We start from the raw sequence: 14,847 nt of genomic DNA, 5'->3' as shown, positions 1-14,847 counted from the left end.
GGGATTGTCAGGCTCCTTCGGAAATGAATGTGCGGTCAAAGTGCAGGCGCTCGACGATCGGGGCGTCGGAGAACGCGAACAGGTCGAACTCGGTGTCGGCCTCGATCGACCACTCCGTCCAGGACGGGACGACGATCATGTCCCCCTTGGACACGGTGCGGGCCTCGCCGCCGAGGACGAACCGCCCCGTCCCGTCGAACACCTGGTAGACGGTCGACCCCACGTCGCGGCGGGGCCGGGTGCGGGCGCCCGCGCGGAGGCGGTGGAACTCGGCGCGGATGGTGGGCATCACGTCGCCGCCGGTGGTCGGGTTGGTGTAGCGGACCGCGGCGTGACCGGGTTCGGTGGTCGCCGCAAACCCCTCGTCCTCCAATGCCAACTGCTCGCGCAGTGCGGCGTCGGTGTGCTCCCACCGGTACGCCGCGATCGGCGAGGACGTTTTCGCGTCCAACCCGACCAACGGTCGCAGCCCCGGATGCGCCCACAACCGCTCCGACCGGGACACGTCCGGGGTGGAATCGTCGGTGACGTTCTCCGACCCGAATTCGAAGAACCCGGTGTCGGTGTAGTGCACGAACGGGATGTCGAGGCCGTCGATCCAGGCCATCGGCTGATCGGTTTCGTTGTGGTGGCCGTGGAAATGCCAGCCCGGGGTCAGCAGGAAGTCGCCGCGCCGCATCGCGACCGGGTCCCCGTTGACGACCGTCCACACCCCCTGCCCCTCGACGACGAACCGGAACGCGTTCTGCGCGTGCCGGTGCTCGGGCGCCACCTCCTTCGGGCCCAGATACTGGATCGCCGCCCACAACGTCGGCGTCACATACGGCACCCCACCCAACCCGGGGTTCGCCAGGGCGATCGCCCGCCGTTCCCCACCCCGGCCGACCGGCACCAGATCCCCGGCCCGCTGCGCCAACGGATACAACGTCGACCACTTCCACACGAACGGCACCGCCCGCGACGTCGGCGTCATCGGCATCAGATCACCGAGCTGCGTCCACAACGGATTCAGGTGCTCGGCCTCGAAATCGGTATAGAGCTGTTTCAGCTCCGGAGCGTCGTCGACGTGCGGTTCGGTAGCGGTCATGGCGTCGACGCTAGGAGGGTCGGCGTCCCGGCGGATAGAGAATTCTTCTGTGCAGAAACTCGGTCAGGGTTCGAGGTCGGCGATGTCCACCTCGAGTTCGCGGATCGCGTTCTTGATCTGCGACACCAGCGGCCCCTGCGAGTGCTGGCGGAAACGGGTGATCGGCACGGCCACCGTCAGCGCCCCGACCGCCGTGCGAGCCCGGTTCCGGATCGCGACACCGAACGCCGCGACCCCTTCCTCGGTCTGCTGCACGTTGAGGGCGAATCCGACGGCGCGGGCGGCGGACAGTTCTCGCCGGAACCGCTCGAAGTCGTCGGGCGACAGGCGGCGGTCACCCCACTCACGGTCGTCGTCGGCCAGATCCGCGGGCCGCAGGTACAGCTGCTCGAGGGTCTCCCTCGGCAACTCCGCCAGCAGAATGCGCCCTCCCGCAGTCAATTCCGCGTCGAGCACCTGCCCCTGACGGTCGCCGACGCGCAACATTCCCGTCGACTCGGCGGACGACAGGAAGCGCGCCTGAGTGCCGACGCGGATCACGAGGTTGACGGTCTCGCCGCACAGGATCGCGAGGGCTTCCATGTGAGGCCGGCACAGGTCGTTGAACTCGCGCGTCCACCCGCGCTGGGCCGGGCCGGCGCCCATCGCCGACCCGGGGTGGTACATGCGTTTCTCGTCCTGAACGGCGAACCCTCGGTACACCAGCATCGCCAGCAACCGGTGCGCGGTGGACGGCGCGATGCCGAGTTCCTCGGCAGCGTCCTTGAGTCGCAGCCCGCCGACGTCGCGCAGCATCTGCAGCAGGCGCAACGCGTTGTCGACGGACTCCAGCATGTACGTCGGCTTTTCGATCGTTCGCTTCTTCTGCACAGCAGAACTTTATTGCACGGGAGCTGTGCGCCGCATCACCCTCGATTCATGCCCCTCACTGCCACCTCCGCGGCGCCATCGGCGAACCGCGTCGGATTGGACCGCAACGCCGCCATCGCCGTCGTCGTCTGCTGGCTCTTCGTGGTCTTCGACGGCTACGACCTCATCGTCTACGGCAACGTCATCCCGAGCCTGCAGAAGGAGTGGGGCATCAGCGCCGCGACCGCGGGCACGCTCGGCAGCCTCGCATTCCTCGGGATGATGATCGGCGCGGTGCTCGCGGGACGCCTCTCCGACGTGGTGGGACGCAAGCGCGCGGTGATCGGATGCGCGATCATCCTGTCCGTGTTCACCGCGCTGTGTGCGCTGGCGACCGGACCCGTCATGTTCGGCGCATTGCGTCTGATCGCCGGACTCGGCCTGGGCGGCCTCGTTCCCACCTCCAATGCACTTGCCGCAGAACTGATTCCTGCGAAGTGGCGCGCCGCGGTAGCCACGATGATGATGTCCGGTGTTCCCATCGGCGGTTCGATCGCGGCACTGATCGGCATCCCCGTCATCCCGAACTGGGGTTGGCAGCCGATGTTCGCCTTCGCCCTCGTCCCGCTGATCCTGCTGGTGCCGATCGCGTGGAAGACGCTGCCCGACCACACTGCCGCGGTGACCTCGACGGAGGTGCGGCCGGCAACCGGCTTCAGCGCACTGCTCGGTACCCGGTTCCGGTCCGTCAGCATCATGTTCGCGCTCGCCACGGTGGTCACCCTGCTCGCCTGGTACGGCCTTGGCACGTGGCTGCCCAAACTCATGCAGGGCGAGGGCACCGATCTCGGCAGCGCGCTCACGTTCGCCCTCGCACTCAACCTCGGCGCCGTGGCGGGCTCGTTCGTCACCGCGTGGGGCGGTGTCCGGTTCGGCACGATCCCGACGAGCATCGTCGCCGCACTCCTCGCGGGTATCGCGTTGCTGACGTTGCTCACCGCCCCACCGGTCGCGCTGGTTTACGTCATTTTCGTGCTCGCCGGCGTCGGGACACACGGAACTCAGTGCCTCATCATCGCGGCGGTCGCGTCCTACTACCCCGACTACCTCCGGGGCACGGCCCTCGGCTGGGCGCTCGGCGTCGGCCGCGTCGGAGCCGTCGCCGCACCGCAGATCGGTGGCTGGCTCCTGGCCGCCGGACTCGGCGCGGATTCCAACTTCATCCTCTTCGGCGTCAGCGCCCTCGTCGCCGCGCTGCTGCTCACCGTGATCTGGCGCCGCTTCCCCTCCCCCACGTGAGTGCCACCGTGTGCCCCGGCACGCATTGCCACTCACCTGCCCCGAACGCTCGAAACGAAGGAACTGTCATGTCGAACCTGCAGGACGCGCACATCATCATCGCCGGGGGCGGGATCGGCGGCGCGGCCAACGCCCTCGCCCTCGCCCGGAAGGGCGCGAACGTCACGTTGTTCGAACGGGCCACCGAATTCGGCGAGGTCGGCGCCGGACTGCAGGTCGGACCGCACGGCGCCCGCATCCTCGACTCATGGGGCGTGCTCGACGACGTTCTCTCCCGGGCCTTCCTGCCGAAGAACATCGTGTTCCGCGATGCGATCACCGCCGAGGTACTCACCAAGATCGACCTCGGCGCCGAGTTCCGCGCCCGCTACGGCGGACCGTATTTCGTGACCCATCGCAGCGACCTGCACGCGACACTCGTCGACGCCGCGCGGGCTGCGGGCGCCGAACTGCACACGGGCGTCACCGTCACCGACGTGATCACCGACGGCGACAAGGTGATCGTCAGCACCGACGACGGCCGCACCCACGAGGCGGACATCGCGCTCGGCATGGACGGCCTCAAATCCCGTTTGCGGGCGAAGATCTCGGACGACGAGCCCGTGTCCTCCGGCTACGCCGCCTACCGGGGCACCACCCCGTACCAGGACGTGGAACTCGACGAGGACATCGAGGACGTGGTCGGCTACATCGGACCGCAGTGCCATTTCATCCAGTACCCGTTGCGCGGCGGTGAGATGCTCAACCAGGTCGCGGTGTTCGAATCGCCCGGTTTCAAGGATGGAATCGAGAACTGGGGTGGCCCCGAGGAACTCGAACAGGCCTACGCGCACTGCCACGAGAACGTCCGCCGCGGCATCGACTACCTGTGGAAGGACCGCTGGTGGCCGATGTACGACCGCGAGCCCATCGAGAACTGGGTGGACGGGCGGATGATCCTGCTCGGCGACGCCGCGCACCCGCCGCTGCAGTACCTGGCCTCGGGAGCCGTGATGGCGATCGAGGACGCGAAGTGCCTCGCCGACTATGCCGCCGAAGACTTCTCCGCAGGCGGGAATTCCGCGTGGCCGCAGATCCTGAAGGAGGTCAACACCGAACGCGCACCGCGCTGCAACCGCATCCTCACCACCGGACGCATGTGGGGCGAGCTGTGGCACCTCGACGGCACTGCCCGCATCGCCCGCAACGAATTGTTCCGGACCCGCGACACGTCGAGTTACCAGTACACCGACTGGCTGTGGGGCTATTCGTCCGAGCGCGCGTCATAACCGCTTCCCTGCCGGGCTGGTTCGGCAGACTGGACGCGTGACCCTCAACCTGGTGCAGACCCGTGTGTGGCGCGGTGGCGAGTGCGTGGGCAAGGATTTTCCGCTTGCCGACGTGTCCGAACAAGTGAAGGACGAGAACGCGCTCGTCTGGGTCGATCTGTGCGATCCCGACCACGAGTGCCTGACCGAGCTTGCGGCCGAGTGGTCGCTCGATCCGAATGCCATCGAGGATGCCGTCGCCCGAGGTGAGCGGCCGAAGGCGACACGCTATGCGGGCCATGCGTTCGTGACCGCGTATGCCACCTGGTTCGATACCGGCGACGTCAGCACACTCGGCGTCCTCGATTCTCGGCTTCGGCTCAGCCGTATCTCCGCGTTCGTGGTGTCGAACGGGATCATCACGGTGCGGCGGGACGATCGATTCGACATGTCGCAGGTGGTGGAGCGCTGGGAGGAGGACCCCGCACTGCTCACACCGGGTTCCGGCGCACTCGCGCTCCTGCACGGTCTGCTCGACGCCATCGTGGACGGGCAGTTCGAGACGATCGAGACGATCGACGACGCGATCGAAGCGCTCGAGGAGGGTTTGTTCGACGAGTCCGCGCGGACCCGGGAGATTCAGCAGCGTACGTACCGGCTGCGGAAGGAACTGGTGCAACTGCGTCGCGTCGTGCTGCCGATGCGGGAGGTGGTGGGCGCCGTCATGCGCGGGCGGGCCGAGTCCGACCGCGACAAGTCGCCGGTTCTCGACGGCTTGTACACCGATCTCTACGACCACGTGACGCGCGCCGCGGAGTGGACGGAGTCGTTGCGCGACATGGTGGTGACCGTCTTCGAGACGAATCTGTCGCTCCAGGATGCCCGGCTCAACACCGTCATGAAGAAGCTCACCGGTTGGGCGGCCATCATCGCGGTTCCCACCGCGGTGACCGGGTGGTTCGGTCAGAACGTCTTGTTCCCCGGAGTCGGGCAGCTGTCGGGAATGATCGCCAGCACCATCGTGATCGTGACGTCGGCCAGCCTGCTCTACATTCTGTTCCGCCGACGCGACTGGCTCTGACGGATCTAGAGTTCACTCGGCTGCGATACCGCAAGCAGCACCCGCAGATTGTCGGTGACCACCCGAGCGGAGATGGTGGGGTCGATGGCGCGCTGAATACCCAGTCCGACACCGAGACTGAGGATGCTGCCGGCCGCGTCCTCCGCGGGCACCGGCAGGACGACCCTGAGTGAGTCGGTGAACGACTTCAGCAGCGTCACCGTGATCTCCCGCGCGACCCCGAGAGTGGCGGTCAGTGCGTCGCGGAGTTCGGGATCGTGGCGGGACAACACGATGAGCTCGAACTCCAACATGGTCCACCCGACGTCGCCGAGCGTCTTCTCGGCCCAGGCCTGGAACGCCTCGAGCCGCTCCTCCATCGTGTCGCCGCCGCCGAGCGCTTCCGCGATCTCCTGCCCCTTGGTGGCGTGGATGAGCCCGAGCACCTCGAGGCACAGTTCCTTCTTGTTCTTGAAGTTGGAGTACACCGCGCCCTTCGAATAGCCGGCCTCGTCGGCCACTTTTTCGAGCGACGTTGCCGCGTACCCGTCGGCCAGGAAGAGGTCGCGCGCGGTCGCGACGAGATGCGCCCGCGTGCGCGCCTGACTCTCCGACCTGGTCAATCGCGCCATGCTCACCCTTTCTTCGAAGCCCCTGCGAGAATATTCCATTTTTCATATACCGCCGGTATCTGGTTTCTGCTAGCTTCTAGATATGACTTCGAGTGACATACAACTCAGCCGCGGACTGGTGATCGGTTGCGGCGGCACGCTCGGCGCAGCCTGGACCGTGGCGGCGCTGGTCGCCGTGAGCGACGCGCTGGGCTGGGACCCACGCGACGCCGACGTACTCGTGGGAACGTCCGCGGGCGCCGAACTCGTCACCATGCTGGGCGGCGGGGCCGGCGTCGACGAACTGCTCGCCATGCAACTCGGTGGGCCCACCCATCCGGCGCTCGACGGGCACCTCGCCGCCACACCGGGACGGTTCCCGCCGCTCCCCAGGCCGGGCCTCGGTTCGCCCGGCTTGTTGCGCCGCGGACTCCCACCCGTGACCGCCGCGAGCGGACTCCTCCCCCGCGGCCGCGGCGATGCCGCCTGGCTCGACCGGCTCGCACAGCGGTTCGCCTGCGACTCCGGCTGGGTGCGCCACCCGGCGACGTGGCTGGTGAGCATGGACTACGACACGGGAGAGCGCGTCGCGTTCGGCTCACCCGGCGCACCGACCGCCACCCTGCCCGAAGCCCTGCGGGCGTCGTGGGCGATTCCCGGCTGGTATCCCCCGGTCCCCATCGGCGGCCGCCGGTTCGTCGACGGCGGCGCGGTGTCCACGGCATCCGCCGACCTGGTGCTACCCCTCGCACTCGACGAGGTGGTCGTGCTGGCACCGATGGCGTCGACGGGCCGCATCACCGGCCGTGGGGCGGCGCGCATCGAACGCCTGATGTTGCGGAACTGGATGAGTTCCGGACTGGACGCCGAGATCGCGACGCTGGAGGCGGCAGGCACCCGGGTGATACGGCTCGACGCGACCGCCGAGGACCTCGCCGTCATGGGCCCGAACTTCATGGACGGCCGGCGCCGACTCGCCACACTCGAACATTCCCTCGTCACCACCCGCGCTCAGCTTGCGAACGGAGTACGCGCATGAAGCATTACGACATCCTCATCGTCGGTGCCGGGATCTCCGGCATCGGAGCCGCAATTCGTCTGAAACAGAGCGGAATCGACAACTTCGCCGTCCTCGAGAAGGGGGACGCGCTGGGCGGGACCTGGCGTGACAACACCTACCCGGGCTGCGCGTGCGACGTCCCCTCGGCTCTGTACTCCTACTCGTTCGCACCCAACCGGGAGTGGTCGCGGTTGTTCGCCGGACAGGAGGAGATCCGCCAATACATCGAGCGCACCGCCGCCGAACACGGGGTGCCCGCACACGTGAAGTTCGGCACCGAGATGCAGCGCGCCCAGTGGAGCGAGCAGAGCAGGCGGTGGACGGTGGACACGTCCGCGGGCACGTTCACCGCGAACGCCGTCATCGCCGCGGCCGGACCGTGGAACGAACCGCTCGTTCCCGCCATCCCCGGACTGGACACCTTCACCGGCGAGGTGTTCCATTCCTCCCGCTGGAATCACACCTACGACCTCCCCGGCAAACGCGTCGCCGTCGTCGGAACCGGTGCATCCGCTGTGCAATTCGTCCCCGCGATTCAGCCGACGGTCGAGTCGCTGCATCTCTACCAGCGCACCGCGCAGTGGGTGCTACCGAAACCCGATCACACTCTGCCCGGTGTCGAACGCGCGATCCTGCGCCGTGTGCCGGGTGCCATCCGTGCGCTGCGACGCATCGAGTACGCGATCATGGAATCGCTCGGACTCGGTTTCCGGCATCCGTGGATCCTCCGGGTGATCCAGCAGGTCGGCAAGGCGCAACTCCGGGCACAGGTACGGGATCCGAAGCTCCGCAAGGCTTTGACCCCCGACTACACGCTCGGCTGCAAGCGACTGCTTCTGTCCAACACCTACTACCCCGCGCTCACCCGCCCCAACGTCGAGGTGCACGCCAACGCCGTGCAGTCGGTGCGCGGAAACGTCGTCGTCGGCAGTGACGGCGCCGAACGGGAAGTGGACGCCATCATCTTCGGCACCGGCTTCCACATCCTCGACATGCCGATCGGTTCCAGGGTGTTCGACGGCGAGGGCCGCAGCCTCGACGATCACTGGAAGGGCAGCCCGCAGGCCTATCTCGGCACCACCGTCGCGGGATTCCCCAACGCGTTCGTCCTCCTCGGACCGGCGCTGGGCACCGGCCACACGTCGGCGTTCATGATCCTCGAGGCGCAGCTCGAATACCTGATTCAGGCCGTCACCCAGGCCCGGAGCAACGGGTGGACCAGAATGGAACCGCGCCGGGAAGTGCAGGAAGCGTTCAACGCTCGAGTCCAGGAGGCCCTGGCCACCACCGTCTACAACGCCGGTGGCTGCCAGAGTTACTTCCTCGACGTCAACGGCCGCAACAGCTTCAACTGGCCGTGGTCGACCGACCGCATGCGGCAGCGACTCGGCCGGTTCGACGAATCGGCGTACGACGTGTCGCGTGAGCCGGCGTCGGCTACAGCGACTTCGCGATGATTCCCTTCATCACCTCGTTGGCGCCCGCGTAGATCTTCTGGACGCGGGCGTCCTCGTACATCCGGGCGATCAGGTACTCGCGCATGTACCCGTACCCGCCGTGCAACTGCACGCACCGGTCGATCACCGCGCACTGCTGCTCGGTGAGCCAGTACTTGACCATCGCCGCCTCGGACGGGTCCAGTTCCCCGCGCAGGTGCGCCTCGATGCAATGGTCCAGGAAGACCGCACACGTGCGGGCGATGGTCTGGCACTCGGCGAGCTCGAACGCTGTGTTCTGGAACTCGAACAGACTGTGCCCGAACGCCTGCCGCGACTTCGTGTACGCGACGGTGTCCTCGACCGCACGAGTCATCGCCCCGGACGCCTGCGCCCCGATGATCAACCGTTCCTGCACCAATTGCGCCATCAACTGCCCGAAACCCTGCCCCTCCTCGCCGAGCAGGTTCGCCACCGGCACCCGCACGTCGGTGAACGACAACTCCGACGTGTCGGCGCCGTGCTGACCGACCTTGTCCAGCACGCGCCCGACGGCGAACCCGGGACAGTCCCGCAGATCGACGATCAGCAGCGCCACCCCCTTGGCGCCGGCCTTCGGGTCGGTCTTGACCGCCAGCACGATCAGATCGGCGGACGCGCCGTTGGTGATGAACGTCTTCGACCCGTTGACGATGTAGTCGTCGCCGTCCCGGATGGCGGTGGTCTTGATCGCCTTGAGGTCCGAGCCGGCGCCGGGCTCGGTCATGCCGATGGCGCCGAGGATCTCCCCGGTCGCCATCCCCGGCAGCCAGGTCTTCTTCTGTTCCTCGGTGCCGTACTCGTTGAGGTAGTGGGCGACGATGCCCGAATGCACGGAGATGCCGAGCGCGAGGTCACCGGCGTAGCCCTGGGCCTCGAAGACGGCGAGGTCGTGGGCGAACGTGCCCCCGCCGCCGCCGTACTCCTCCGGGATCGAGCAGCACAGCAACCCGAGCTTGCCTGCCTCGAGCCACACCTGACGGTCGATGCGGTGCTGGGCGTCCCACTTCTCGTTGTGCGCGACCACCTCGCGTTCGAAGAACCCGACCGCGAGCTCGGACAGGGCCTTCACCTCGTCGTCGTGCCAGGACGGTGTGTGCTTCTTCATCGTCTGCCCTGTTTCTAGATGCGCCGGAAGAGCGCGGCGAGGGCCTGTCCGCCGCCGATGCACATGGTGACGATGCCGAGTTCGAGGTCGCGGCGCACGAGGTCCTTCGCCACGCGCAGGCTCAGGATCGCGCCGGTCGCCCCGACCGGGTGACCCAGAGCGATGGCACCGCCGTACGGGTTGGTCTTCTCCGGGTTCAGCTTCGCGTCCCGGATCACCGCGACCGCCTGCGATGCGAACGCCTCGTTCAGCTCGATCACGTCGATGTCGCCGGGGGTGGTGCCGGTCTGCTCGAACAGGTTCGCCAGCGCCAGCACGGGGGCGTACCCCATCAGGGCCGGGTCCATCGCCGCGGTCGCGACGGCCTCGAGCGTCACCAGCCCGGTCAGACCCTTCTCCTGCGCCGCGGACGCCGTGGCCAGCACCAGCGCCGCGGCGCCGTCGTTGATACCGGACGCGTTGCCCGCGGTCACCGAGCCGCCCTCCTCGAACGCCGGCCGCAGCTTCGCGAGGGTCTCGAGGGTGGTGTCGGGCTTGGGGTGCTCGTCGACCTCGATCGTCTTCGGGCGGCGGCCCCCGATCTCGACCGGGGTGATCTCCTCGGCGAACGCGGCCCGCGCCGCCTCGGAGGCGGCGCGGCGCTGGGATTCGACGGCGAACTCGTCCTGCTGCTGCCGGCTCACGTCGTACTTGCGGGCGACGGCCTCGGCGGTGCGGCCCATGTGCACGCCACCGAACGGGTCGGTCAGGATCGCGACCGTGCCGTCCACGAGTGTGCGGTCACCGAGCTTGTAGCCCGAGCGGGCGGAGAAGTCGTAGAACGGCATCCGCGACATGCTCTCGTCGCCGCCGGCGAGGGCGAAGTCCACCCCACCCCAGCGCATCTGCTGCGCCGCCGACCAGACCGCCTGCAGCCCGGACCCGCACAGCCGGTTGACGGTGTACGCCGGCGTCTTCTCCGGAAGTCCCGCGGCCAGGGCCACGCGGCGGGCGTTGTAGGCGTCCGGCCCGACCTGACCGATGCAGCCCATCACCACCTCGTCGATGTCCTCACCCGGCACCCCGGCACGGTCGAGCGCGGCCTTCGCGGCGGTGGCACCCAGTTCGTGGGCGGGCACGTCCTTGAACGCGCCACCGAAGCTGCCGATCGGGGTCCTCGCGCCGTCGACTACCACGATCGGTTCAGGAGAATTCATGACGTGCCCTTCCGTCTCTCTACCAGTATTGGGAGATAGTAGGACTTCAAAGTACCCAGCGGTTCACGCAGGGCATAGATGCGGACCGTCCGTCACATCCGCGGTGCGGCCGGCCACAGGTCGCAGATGCAGGGACCCGAGCGATCGACGCTCACCGCGGCGGAGTCGCTGGGTGTGCTTTCGTCGGTCCGCTTCCGTCATGCCACCCCAGACTCCGTAGGGTTCACCCGCGCCGAGCGCGTGATCGCGACATTGCACGAGCACGGGGCAGGATTGGCAAATCTGCCGGGCCTGCGCTTCGCGCCGGTCACGGGCGTGGCCGCGCTCATTGTCAGGCGAGAAGAACACCGCCAGGTCGGTACCCCGGCACGCGGCACTCGCCTGCCAGCCAGTGGAATCACCGTCGGCATGTAGCTGTATTCCCGCTGACTCCGAAGGGCCTCGTCCGGATACTGCAGTGGTGTCGGTCGGCACGAGAGTCCCTTTCACTACGTCGGCGGCAGACGAAATAGTCAGCACGCGGACGTTGTTCCGCGCTTTACCGCCGACGCCGCCCGGTCGTCACTTCAGCCTTCTCGACGAGCTGGTAAGAGAACACAGACATTCGCCTAGTCACACCTAGTCACGAGCTAGCCGTTCGTGGCGAAATGATTCGCGACGCGACCCGTAGGACCGATCACCCCGTGCGTACCGTCCTCGAACCACGCGGCCTCACGAGGGGCTGCAATTTCAGGTCCCGCGGATCAGATCGGCGCACTTCTCGGCCATCGTCATAACCGTGATGTTGGGATTGACGTAGGGCAATTTCGGCATGGCGGACGCATCCACCACCCGCAGATTGTGGACGCCCTTCACCCGCAGTTCCGGATCGAGGACGGCCATCGGGTCGGTGGCCGCACCCATCCTGGCGGTCCCGGCGGGGTGGTACACCGTGTTGTGCGTCCGGTGCGCGTAGTCGATCAGTTCGTCGTCGGTGACCGCCTCCGGCCCGGGGGCCAGTTCCCTCGTGATCCAGCCGCGGAGAGGCTCCTGCTCGGCGATGCGGCGCGCCAGCCGGATCCCGGCGACCATCACGGCCTCGTCGTGACCGTCCGGGTCGGTGAAATACCGGGGATCCACTCTGGGACGATCCCGGAAGTCGCGGGAGCGGAGTCGCACCGTTCCGCGGGAGAGTCCCTGCGTGACGTTCGGGGTGAGGCAGAAACCGTTGTCCGTGGTGGGGTATCCCCACCGGAGGGTGTTCATGTCGAACGGCACGCTGCCGTAGTGCATCATCAGGTCCGGGTGGTTCAGCCCCTCCTCGGTGGTGGCGAACAGTCCGATCTCCCACCACTGCGTGGACGTCTCGACCATCGGCCGGGACGCATCCCAGAACACCAGCCCCTCGACGTGATCGTCGAGGTTCTGCCCGACGCCGGGAGCGTCGACCCGAACCTGCACACCCATCTCGCGCAGGTGCACCGTCGGCCCGATACCCGAGAGCATCAACAGCTTCGGCGTGTCGATGGCCCCGGCCGTGACGATCACCTCGCGGCGCGCGGAGACGGTGTCGTACCCGGTGAGATCGGGGCGCTGGTACCGCACGCCGGTGGCCGTCAGCGCATCGTCGATGACGATCTCGCTGACCCAGCAGTCGGTGCGCACGTCGAGATTGGGGCGGGACCCGAGAATCGGATGCAGATAGGCGTGCGACGTCGACATGCGCGTGCCGTCCTCGGACGCGTTGATCTGGAACCACCCCGCCCCGTCGAGCACTGTCGTGCCCCGGTTGAACTGCACGGTGGGCAACCCGACCTTCGCCGCGGCCTCGAGCAGGGCGACGCCGCAGGGGTCGTGCGGCGGGACGTCGCGCAACCGCACCGGACCGCTGCGGCCGTGCTGCTCGCCGGGGGCGTCGTTGTTCTCGACCCGCGCCACGAGCGGCAAGACGTCCTTCGCGGCCCAGCCGGTGGCGCCGGCCGCCGCCCAGTCGTCGAGTGTCTCGACAGGTGGCCAGAACGCGATGCACGAGTTGTGGGAGGAGCATCCGCCGAGCACCTTGGCGCGGGCGTGACGCATGAAGCTGTTGCCCTTCTCCTGCGGCTCCACCGGGTAGTCCCAGTCGTATCCGGAGTCCAGCAAGTGCATCCACTGCGACAGCTCGAGGACGTTGCGGTCATCGACGTCGGACGGCCCGGCTTCCACGAGGCAGACGGTCACCGAAGGGTCCTCGCTGAGCCGCGCGGCGAGCACACATCCGGCCGTTCCGCCGCCGGCGATCACATAGTCGAACACGGTGTCCGTCACGGCAGTTCACTCTCCGCCTCGTCCTTCGACGACGCCGCGTGCGAGGCGAGGCATCCGATGTGGTTGCGGCCCTTCACCGCATACCAGAGGAGGCCGAGCCCGAGAATGATGCCGATGTAGACGAACGCACCCCACGTGTTGTACCAGGGAGTGCCGTACACCTCGGGGCGCGGCCACGCCAGATTGAGCGCCATCCCCACTCCCCACAGCACGGCGAAGATGTTCACCGGAAGCCCCCACCGGCCCATCGTGAAATAGCCGCTCTCCGCGAGTTCCTTCGGCGGCCAGTGCCCCTGCAGTCGCTTCTTCAGCAGCGGACCGGTGACCATGAGGTACGCCAGGTAGATCATGATGATCGCGATCGACGTCAGCACCGTGAAGATCTGGGGCTGGCCGATGTTGATCACGAGGATGAACGCCGCGAGCACACCGATCACGATGGCGGGGACCACGGGCGTCTGATGCTTCGGGTTGACGTGGGCCAGACGTTCCCCGAAGGGCAGCGCGTTGTCGCGGGCCATCGCGAACGTGAGCCGGATGGCCGCGGCGTGCACGGCGAGCGAGCACACCGTGACCGCGACGACGATGCAGACCAGGAAGATCTTCCCGAGCGGTCCCCACATCACCTGCTCGACGATGTACTGCAGGCCGCCCTCACTGCTGCCGATCAGCGGATCCTCGAGGTCGGGGGCCGACATGACGGCGAACACCAGGATCGCCCCGCCGATCACGAACGAGGCGAGGATCGCCCGCAGGATCGCCTTGGGCGCCGTCCGTCGTGGGTCGACGGTCTCCTCGCCGAGCGAACTCGCGGTGTCGAATCCGTACATCACATACCCGGACGCGAGTGACGCCACGAGGAAGACGGTCAGATAGCCGCCGCTCTCCCCGGCGCCGTAACCGTGGGTGGAGAAGAACACGTCCGGACCGCGAGTGATGTTGGCAGCGAGGATGATGGCGATGAGGACGGCCGCGATCAGTTCGACGAACACACCCGAACTGTTGATGAGAGCCATCAGTTTGACGCCGAACGCGTTGACCGCAGTGGTGAACGCGATCATGACGGTGCCGAGAATGACGGCGTTCGTGGCGAAGTCGTACTCACCGCTGCCGTCACCGACGATCTGGAACCCGCTCCACAGCCTCGGCAGGTTGAGTTGCAGCGCGAGCACGACGGCGGAGAGGGTCACGATCGACGCGGTGAGCATCAGCCAGCCCGACGACCAACCCACGATCCTGCTGCCGAGCAGCTTGGCCCAGTTGTAGACCGAGCCGGCCACGGGGTACTTGGCGGCGAGTTCCATGAAACACAGGGCGACCGCCATCTGCCCGACGAACACCATCGGCCAGGACCACAGATACGCCGGCCCCGCGGTGCCGAACCCGAAGTAGAACAACTGGAACGTGCCGGTGAGAATCGAGATGTAGCTGACTCCCGCCGCGAAACTGGCGAATTTGCCGAGGCTGCGGTCCAATTCCTGTTTGTACCCCAGTTCGCCGAGTCCACTGTCCCCCGGCGCACCTCCGTCACCCACTGCTCCGTGCCGAGTAGCCATGGTTCTCTCGCCT

General features: G+C 67.4%; 13 protein-coding genes. 5 read left to right on the top strand and 8 right to left on the bottom strand.

What is annotated here, in order from left to right; all coding sequences use genetic code 11:
- Positions 1–7: 7 nt before the first annotated feature.
- Together WKC72_RS13660 and WKC72_RS13655 are read right to left on the bottom strand one after the other, a co-directional pair.
- Entirely contained in the window at positions 8–1,087 is a 1,080-nt protein-coding gene (locus tag WKC72_RS13660) for a cupin domain-containing protein (RefSeq protein WP_370182927.1), read from the bottom strand.
- Positions 1,088–1,150: 63 nt separating this feature from the next.
- Positions 1,151–1,957 carry an IclR family transcriptional regulator gene (locus WKC72_RS13655; protein ID WP_037238653.1) on the bottom strand — a complete coding sequence of 269 codons (807 nt, stop codon included), beginning with the start codon at positions 1,955–1,957 and terminating at the stop codon, positions 1,151–1,153.
- Between the two features lie 48 nt (positions 1,958–2,005).
- Here WKC72_RS13655 and WKC72_RS13650 point away from each other — a divergent pair, with 48 nt between their 5' ends.
- The 3 genes from WKC72_RS13650 to WKC72_RS13640 all read left to right on the top strand — a co-directional run bounded on the left by WKC72_RS13650 (position 2,006) and on the right by WKC72_RS13640 (position 5,563).
- Positions 2,006–3,235: an MFS transporter gene (locus WKC72_RS13650; protein ID WP_370182926.1), complete on the top strand. Its 1,230-nt coding sequence runs from the start codon at positions 2,006–2,008 to the stop codon at positions 3,233–3,235.
- Between the two features lie 68 nt (positions 3,236–3,303).
- Complete coding sequence (locus WKC72_RS13645; RefSeq protein ID WP_128641626.1) at positions 3,304–4,503, top strand: FAD-dependent monooxygenase; 1,200 nt, start codon at positions 3,304–3,306, stop codon at positions 4,501–4,503.
- Between the two features lie 37 nt (positions 4,504–4,540).
- Positions 4,541–5,563: a magnesium transporter CorA family protein gene (locus WKC72_RS13640; RefSeq protein ID WP_112301848.1), complete on the top strand. Its 1,023-nt coding sequence runs from the start codon at positions 4,541–4,543 to the stop codon at positions 5,561–5,563.
- Between the two features lie 5 nt (positions 5,564–5,568).
- Here WKC72_RS13640 and WKC72_RS13635 read toward each other — a convergent pair whose 3' ends face one another.
- A complete protein-coding gene (locus WKC72_RS13635; protein ID WP_370182925.1) occupies positions 5,569–6,174 on the bottom strand; it encodes a TetR/AcrR family transcriptional regulator in 606 nt (201 codons plus the stop codon).
- An 82-nt stretch (positions 6,175–6,256) separates the two neighbouring features.
- Between WKC72_RS13635 and WKC72_RS13630 the strand changes: the two genes are divergently transcribed.
- Complete coding sequence (locus tag WKC72_RS13630) at positions 6,257–7,192, top strand: patatin-like phospholipase family protein (protein ID WP_370182924.1); 936 nt, start codon at positions 6,257–6,259, stop codon at positions 7,190–7,192.
- Positions 7,189–8,670 carry a flavin-containing monooxygenase gene (locus WKC72_RS13625; protein ID WP_370182922.1) on the top strand — a complete coding sequence of 494 codons (1,482 nt, stop codon included), beginning with the start codon at positions 7,189–7,191 and terminating at the stop codon, positions 8,668–8,670. Before WKC72_RS13630 ends, WKC72_RS13625 begins: the two co-directional genes overlap by 4 nt.
- Here the strand turns inward: WKC72_RS13625 and WKC72_RS13620 are convergent.
- The 5 genes from WKC72_RS13620 to WKC72_RS13600 all read right to left on the bottom strand — a co-directional run bounded on the left by WKC72_RS13620 (position 8,651) and on the right by WKC72_RS13600 (position 14,834).
- Positions 8,651–9,796 carry an acyl-CoA dehydrogenase family protein gene (locus WKC72_RS13620; RefSeq protein ID WP_037238631.1) on the bottom strand — a complete coding sequence of 382 codons (1,146 nt, stop codon included), beginning with the start codon at positions 9,794–9,796 and terminating at the stop codon, positions 8,651–8,653. The two genes, WKC72_RS13625 and WKC72_RS13620, sit on opposite strands and share 20 nt — an antisense overlap.
- 14 nt (positions 9,797–9,810) lie before the next feature.
- A complete protein-coding gene (locus tag WKC72_RS13615) occupies positions 9,811–10,992 on the bottom strand; it encodes a thiolase family protein (RefSeq protein ID WP_037238628.1) in 1,182 nt (393 codons plus the stop codon).
- Between the two features lie 63 nt (positions 10,993–11,055).
- Positions 11,056–11,412: a WhiB family transcriptional regulator gene (locus tag WKC72_RS13610; protein ID WP_370184357.1), complete on the bottom strand. Its 357-nt coding sequence runs from the start codon at positions 11,410–11,412 to the stop codon at positions 11,056–11,058.
- A 309-nt stretch (positions 11,413–11,721) separates the two neighbouring features.
- Positions 11,722–13,278: a GMC family oxidoreductase gene (locus WKC72_RS13605; RefSeq protein ID WP_370182921.1), complete on the bottom strand. Its 1,557-nt coding sequence runs from the start codon at positions 13,276–13,278 to the stop codon at positions 11,722–11,724.
- On the bottom strand, positions 13,275–14,834 hold the full coding sequence (locus WKC72_RS13600; RefSeq protein ID WP_128641623.1) for an APC family permease: 1,560 nt from the start codon (positions 14,832–14,834) through the stop codon (positions 13,275–13,277). The genes WKC72_RS13605 and WKC72_RS13600 overlap by 4 nt, the downstream gene beginning before the upstream one ends.
- Positions 14,835–14,847: the final 13 nt, after the last annotated feature.

Origin of the sequence: Rhodococcus wratislaviensis (genome assembly GCF_041228765.1) — a bacterium.
Lineage (GTDB): Bacteria > Actinomycetota > Actinomycetes > Mycobacteriales > Mycobacteriaceae > Rhodococcus_F > Rhodococcus_F wratislaviensis.
The sequence above is the reverse complement of the archived record's forward strand: the minus strand, read 5'-3'. Positions and strand labels throughout refer to the sequence as shown.